Raw genomic sequence first — 6,450 nt, 5'->3', positions numbered from 1 at the left:
GGGGCCCGCCGACGGACGGGCGGCTGCCGGCGGGTCGGGGCGCGCGGCGAGCGGTCCCGGGTCGCGTCCGGCACGGGCTGCCGACGCGACGCCGCGCGAGGGTGCGCGGGGTGCGGCGCGCGCGACGTCGGGTGCGACGCCGACGGTGCCGTCGACGGGGGCGACGCGGACCGTCACGACGTACACGACGGGTCGGTTCTCCGGGCCCGTGCGACCGGCCGTGGTCTCCACCACGTCCCAGGAGCGGTTCGCCGAGCGCGCGCGGGCGCGCCGGCACCTCGCGCGCCGGCAGCTGCTGCTCACGGCCGGGGGCGTCCTGGGCGCGGGGGGCCTGGCCTGGCTGCTGCTGCTGTCGCCGGTGCTCGCGCTCGACCCGCAGAAGGTCGAGGTCACGGGGGCCGGGACGGTCGTGGCGGTCGACCAGGTGCTCGCGGTGGTCGCGGAGCGTGCGGGGACGCCGCTGCCGCGGCTCGACACCGTGGGTCTGCGCGACGCCGTGCTCGACGTGCCGGGGGTGCGCGAGGCGCGCGTGGTGCGCGAGTGGCCGGACGGGCTCGCGGTCCAGCTGGTGTCCCGCGAGCCGGTCGCCGCGGTCCCCGAGCCGGACGGCGGGGGCGTCGTCCTGCTCGACGAGCAGGGCGTGCAGGTCGGTCGCGCCGACGCCCCGCCGGAGGGGCTGCCCACGGTCGACGTGCCGGTCGGCGACGAGCGCACGCTGACGGCCGTCCTGCGGGTGCTCGAGCAGCTGCCGCCCGACCTGCTGGCGCAGGTCGGGTCGGTGGCGGCCCGGACGCAGGACACCGTGACGATGCAGCTGCGCGACGGTCCCCAGGTCGACTGGGGGAGCGCGGACGAGACGCCGTTGAAGATCGCTGTGCTGCAGGCGCTGCGTGCGGCGCCGCAGGCGGCCGGTGCGTCGGTCCTCGACGTGTCCGCACCGCGCCTGCCGATCACCCGGTGACGGGGTCGACGCCGCCGATGGCGGCGAGGATCGCCGACACGCGCGCGGCGGTCGTTGAACGACGGGGAGCGGCGACCTAGCGTCACGTCCCGACAACACACCTGACATAACTCTCACCCTCAACCTGAGGGTGAAGGTTCATCGCACCAGTCCCGCGCGCCGGGGCGAGCACCAGCGGCCCAGCACGCCGCGACCCGCGAACGAGAGGCACCCACCGTGGCAGCTCCGCAGAACTACCTGGCGGTCATCAAGGTCGTCGGCATCGGCGGGGGCGGCGTCAACGCCGTGAACCGCATGATCGAGGTCGGCCTCAAGGGTGTCGAGTTCATCGCCGTCAACACCGACGCCCAGGCCCTGCTCATGTCCGACGCCGACGTCAAGCTCGACGTCGGCCGCGAGCTCACGCGCGGGCTCGGCGCGGGCGCCGACCCCGAGGTCGGCAAGAAGGCCGCCGAGGACCACGCGGAGGAGATCGAGGACGTCCTGCGCGGCGCCGACATGGTCTTCGTCACCGCGGGCGAGGGCGGCGGCACCGGCACGGGCGGTGCGCCCGTCGTCGCGCGCATCGCGCGCTCGCTCGGCGCGCTGACGATCGGTGTCGTCACGCGGCCGTTCACCTTCGAGGGCCGCCGCCGCTCGGTCCAGGCCGACGCGGGCATCGACGCGCTGCGCGCCGAGGTCGACACCCTCATCGTCATCCCGAACGACCGGCTGCTGTCGATCTCCGACCGCAACGTCTCGGTGCTCGACGCGTTCCACTCCGCCGACCAGGTGCTGCTGTCCGGCGTCCAGGGGATCACCGACCTCATCACGACCCCCGGCCTCATCAACCTCGACTTCGCCGACGTCAAGTCCGTCATGCAGGGCGCCGGGTCCGCCCTCATGGGCATCGGGTACGCGCGCGGCGAGGACCGCGCCGTGCAGGCCGCCGAGATGGCGATCTCCTCGCCGCTGCTCGAGGCGAGCATCGACGGGGCGCACGGCGTCCTGCTGTCGATCCAGGGCGGCTCCGACCTCGGGCTGTTCGAGATCAACGAGGCCGCGCGCCTCGTCCAGGAGGCGGCGCACGCCGAGGCGAACATCATCTTCGGCGCGGTCATCGACGACGCGCTCGGCGACGAGGTGCGCGTGACCGTCATCGCCGCCGGGTTCGACGGCGGTGGTCCGGTGCAGCGCCGCGACGGCCGCGCGCTCGGCCAGGTGAGCGGGTCGACGGCCCGCCAGGTCCCCGCGGTCGCGCCCGTCACGACCCTGCCGGGTGCGTCGGCCGTGCCGACGCCGCGCCCCGTGCAGGTCGCGGACGAGGACCTCGTGCCCGTGGGCTCGTCCGCGGCGACGGGGGCCTCGCCGCAGCAGGAGGTGCCCGCGTTCCTGTCGACCGAGGCCGAGCCGCGTCCGGTCACCGGTGCGCTCGAGGTGCCGCGGGTCCTCGCCGAGGAGCCGCCGGCCCGTCGTGAGCGCGACGACCTCGACGTGCCCGACTTCCTCAAGTAGGGGCGGTCGTGCCGGGTGCGCCCGCCCCGGCGGACGACGTCGAGCTCGCCGTCGTCCCGCTCGGGCCGAGTGTCCTCGCGGGGTTCACGTCGCGGGCGGGCGGGGCGAGCGCCGGACCGTGGGCAGGGCTCAACCTCGGGTCCGCCGTCGGCGACGACCCGCGGGTCGTCGCCCGCAACCGGCACGCCGTCGCGCAGCGCCTCGGTGCGCCGCTCGTGCTCGCGACCCAGGTGCACGGCGCCGACGTCGTCCGTGTCGGCCCCGGGGGTCTCGACCCCGAGGTCCGCGCCGACGCGCTCGTGACCACGGCGACCGGGGTCGCGCTCGGGGTCTACGTGGCCGACTGCGCGCCCGTGCTGCTCGCGGACCCCGTGGCGCGCGTCGTCGCGGCGGTGCACGCGGGTCGCCCGGGGCTCGTGGCCGGCGTCCTGCAGGCCGCCGTCGCGGAGATGGTCGCGCTGGGCGCCGACCCCGGCCGCACCCGCGCGGCCGTCGGGCCCTGCATCGCGGCCGCCTCCTACGAGGTCCCCGCGGCGATGCGGGACGCCGTCGCGGCCCGGGTCCCCGCGGCCGCAGGCATGACGGCGGCGGGCACCCCCGCGGTCGACCTCGCGGCGGGCGTGGTCGCGGTCCTCGCGGCGTGCGGCGTCGGCGACGTCCACGTGGACGGCCGCGACACCTACGGCGACGCGGCGCTCTACTCGCACCGCCGCTCCGTCCACGAGCGCGCCCCGGCGACGGGGCGCTTCGCGGGCGTCGTCCGGCTCGTGGACCCCGCCGCGGCGCCGTGACGTGGCACAGGTCACGGCCGGTGCGCCCGACTCCCGACACGCCCGCGTGTCGCCGAGCCGCGTGCGGTCCGCGTTGCTAGCGTGACCAGCGCAGGGACGCCCGGCACCGGTCCGACGGTGACGGGGCGTGCGGGGGCGCGGGAGTCGGGGAGACCTGGCGGATGGGAGACGACGCGATGGCCGGAGCGCTGCGCAAGACGATGCTGTACCTCGGCCTGGCCGACGACCGGTCCGACCACGAGGAGTACCTCGAGGAGTACGAGGAGACGGAGACCGCCGTGCCCGAGGAGACCTACGAGGCGCAGGTGACGCCGCTGCACCGCACGCCGCGCGTGCAGGCCGCGCCCGCCCCGCGCGAGTCCGGCGACCTGCGACGCATCACGACGATCCACCCGCGCTCGTACAACGACGCGCGCAAGATCGGTGAGGCGTTCCGCGAGGGCACGCCCGTGATCATGAACCTCACCGACATGGACGACGCGGACGCCAAGCGGCTCGTCGACTTCTCGGCCGGGCTGATCTTCGGCCTGCACGGAGCCATCGAGCGGGTCACCGCCAAGGTGTTCCTGCTCTCGCCCGCGCACGTCGAGCTCGCGGGCGACACCGCGGCGCCCGAGCCGCCGGCGCGCGCCGGCTTCTACAACCAGAGCTGACGCGTGCGCATCTTCGCGAACCTGCTCTACCTGGTCGTCCTCGTCTTCTTCCTGCTGCTGCTCGTGCGGCTCGTCCTGGACTGGGTCCAGGTGTTCGCGCGCGAGTGGCGGCCGACCGGCTTCGTGCTGGTCGTCGCCGAGGTCGCCTACAGCGTGACCGACCCGCCGCTGCGCGCGCTGCGACGCGTGCTGCCCCCGATCGGCATCGGCTCGGTGCGTCTGGACCTCGCGTTCCTCGTGCTCGCGCTGGGCTGCACGTTCCTGATGTCGCTGCTCGCGAGCGTGTGAGCAGCCGAACGACACCGCGGCGGACCCGCCGTGATGCACGCCGGGCGACCCGCGTCGCCCGTGCCCCGGGGGGCGTGCACCGCCCCGAAACTCCGCTACCGTGGCCCGAGGTGGTCGGTGGACTGACTGCCGCCGACCGGACCCAGTACGACCGACAGAGGTGACGACGATGGCACTGCTCACCGCAGACGACGTCCTGAACAAGAAGTTCCAGGCGACCAAGTTCCGTGAGGGCTACGACCAGGACGAGGTCGACGACTTCCTGGACGAGGTCGTCAACACCCTGCGCGACCTGCAGGGCGAGAACGACGACCTCAAGACGAAGCTCGCGGCCGCCGAGCGGCGCATCGCCGAGCTGAGCCGTGCCGGGGCCCAGCAGTCCGCGCCGGCGCCCAAGCCGGAGCCGACGCCCGAGCCCACTCCCGCCCCGGCGCCCGCGCCGGTGCAGCCCGCGCCCGTGCCGGCCCTGGCGCAGCCGCCGGTGGCGGCCACGTCGGCGCCCGCGCCGGGTCGCAGCAGCGAGCCGGAGTCCGCGACGGGCATGCTCGCGCTGGCCCAGAAGCTGCACGACGACTACGTCCGCAGCGGCCAGGAGGAGTCGGACCGGCTCATCAACGAGGCCAAGACCCGCGCGACCCGCATCGTGCGCGAGGCCGAGGAGACGTCGCAGCGCACGCTCGGCCAGCTCGAGCAGGAGCGGTCGCTCCTCGAGCGCAAGATCGACGAGCTGCGCGTCTTCGAGCGCGACTACCGCACGCGACTGAAGAGCTACCTCGAGAACCTGCTGGGCGACCTCGAGAACCGCGGCAACGCGCTGCCCCCGCGCTCCGGCCAGGGTCAGCCGGTCGCGGAGACGCAGAGCATCTGACGTACCACGACGCCGCCGGGGGAGGTGCCACCCCCGGCGGCGTCGGCGTACCCCGGGACGGCCGGGGCGGTGTGGTCGCGCGACCACACCGCCCCGGCCGTCGTCGCGTGCCCCACGTCACGGCGCGGGTGCAGGTCGGCACGGCGTGTCGCGCCCGCGGCGGGGGCGGCGCGTGATGTTGTGCGCGGGCGCAGACGCGCATACAGTCGCCGCACTCGAGACGGGGGGAACGTCCGTGAGCACCAACGATGCACTGAGCACGCTGACGACGGGGTCGCAGAAGGGTCGGGCGGCCCTCGTGGCGGTGCTGCCCGTCCGTGACGGGGAGGACCCGTGGACCGACGGGGAGCTCGCGGAGGTCGCCACCGAGCTGACCGCCGACCGCGAACGCCTGACCGCGGAGCTGGCCGAGGCCGACGCCGAGCTCTCCGAGCTCCTGCGCAACTCCGGCGACGGCGCCGGTGACGACCAGGCGGACTCCGGGTCGTCGGCGCTCGAGCGCGAGCACGAGCTGACGCTCGTGAACAACACGCGCGACCTGCTGGAGCAGACGACGCACGCGCTCGACCGCCTCGCGGCCGGCACGTTCGGGGTCTGCGAGTCGTGCGGCCAGGCGGTGGGCAAGGCGCGCCTGCAGGCGTTCCCGCGCGCCGTGCTGTGCGTGACGTGCAAGCAGCGCGAGGAGCGGCGCTGACGCGCCCGTAGACTCCTGCGGTGCCCATGACGGACGACGACACCGCCCTGCCCGACGAGCGCCCGGACGGCGCCGCCCCGACGGCGGGCGCGACGGCCGCGCCGACGCCCGCCGCTGCCGCAGCGGTGGACCCGGCACGGCGCCGTCGTCTGCTGCGCGTGTTCGGTGCGCTCACCGCGGGTGTCCTGCTGGTCGACCAGCTCACCAAGGTGTGGGCGGTCGCGGCGCTGCGTCCGGGTGAGCGCACGCCGCTGCTCGGTGACGTGTTCGGGCTGCAGCTCGTGCGCAACGACGGCGCCGCGCTGTCGATCGCGAGCGGCATGACGTGGGTGCTGACGCTCGTCGCGGCGGCCGTCGTGGTCGTGATCGTGCGGGTGTCGCGCCGGCTCGGCTCGCCCGGCTGGGCCGTCGCGCTGGGCCTGCTGCTCGGCGGTGCGCTCGGCAACCTCGTCGACCGCATGGTCCGCGAGCCGGGGCCGCTGCACGGGCACGTCATCGACTTCCTCGCGTACTGGCGGCTGTTCATCGGCAACGTCGCAGACATCGCGATCGTGGTGGCGGCCGTCCTCGTCGTGTGGTTGACCGCGCGCGGGGTGCACGTCGACGGCACGCGCGACGGCGCGTCCGACGCGGCCGAGGACGGGACCGGTGCGGGGGACGCGGGCGACGGGCCCGCCGAGCCGGCCGGCCGGCCCGCTGCC

Annotated in this window: 8 protein-coding genes and 1 pseudogene; 8 read left to right on the top strand and 1 reads right to left on the bottom strand. The window is 75.4% G+C overall.

The genetic code is table 11. The features are described 5' to 3' along the window. A pseudogene (locus CS2_RS19450) lies at positions 1–231 on the bottom strand (hypothetical protein); the annotation flags it as partial. On the opposite strand from CS2_RS19450, the gene CS2_RS17300 reads away from it, so the two are divergent. The 8 genes from CS2_RS17300 to lspA all read left to right on the top strand — a co-directional run. Continuing rightward, positions 221–961 (top strand): cell division protein FtsQ/DivIB, encoded by a 741-nt coding sequence (locus tag CS2_RS17300; protein WP_233421251.1) that lies wholly within the window; start codon positions 221–223, stop codon positions 959–961. The pseudogene CS2_RS19450 and the gene CS2_RS17300 sit on opposite strands and share 11 nt — an antisense overlap. A 216-nt stretch (positions 962–1,177) precedes the next feature. Further along, complete coding sequence (gene ftsZ / locus CS2_RS17295; RefSeq protein WP_046528184.1) at positions 1,178–2,455, top strand: cell division protein FtsZ; 1,278 nt, start codon at positions 1,178–1,180, stop codon at positions 2,453–2,455. Between the two features lie 8 nt (positions 2,456–2,463). Beyond that, complete coding sequence (locus tag CS2_RS17290) at positions 2,464–3,246, top strand: purine nucleoside phosphorylase YfiH/LACC1 family protein (protein ID WP_070320907.1); 783 nt, start codon at positions 2,464–2,466, stop codon at positions 3,244–3,246. A 176-nt stretch (positions 3,247–3,422) separates the two neighbouring features. Then, positions 3,423–3,899, top strand: coding sequence for a cell division protein SepF (locus tag CS2_RS17285; protein ID WP_046528186.1), 477 nt, complete (start codon positions 3,423–3,425; stop codon positions 3,897–3,899). A 3-nt stretch (positions 3,900–3,902) separates the two neighbouring features. Further along, on the top strand, positions 3,903–4,187 hold the full coding sequence (locus CS2_RS17280) for a YggT family protein (protein ID WP_046528187.1): 285 nt from the start codon (positions 3,903–3,905) through the stop codon (positions 4,185–4,187). 169 nt (positions 4,188–4,356) lie between these two features. After that, entirely contained in the window at positions 4,357–5,055 is a 699-nt protein-coding gene (locus CS2_RS17275) for a DivIVA domain-containing protein (protein WP_046528188.1), read from the top strand. Positions 5,056–5,290: 235 nt separating this feature from the next. After that, the gene (locus tag CS2_RS17270) at positions 5,291–5,749 is read left to right on the top strand and encodes a TraR/DksA family transcriptional regulator (protein ID WP_370297454.1); all 459 of its coding nucleotides are present in this window, start codon (positions 5,291–5,293) and stop codon (positions 5,747–5,749) included. A 26-nt stretch (positions 5,750–5,775) separates the two neighbouring features. Continuing rightward, the coding region (lspA, locus tag CS2_RS17265; RefSeq protein WP_156442195.1) for a signal peptidase II at positions 5,776–6,450 on the top strand (675 nt) is incomplete at its 3' end.

Origin of the sequence: Cellulomonas iranensis NBRC 101100 = JCM 18110 (assembly GCF_001552375.1) — a bacterium.
In the GTDB taxonomy this organism is placed as follows: domain Bacteria; phylum Actinomycetota; class Actinomycetes; order Actinomycetales; family Cellulomonadaceae; genus Cellulomonas; species Cellulomonas iranensis.
This window is presented reverse-complemented; position numbering and strand designations above follow the sequence as displayed.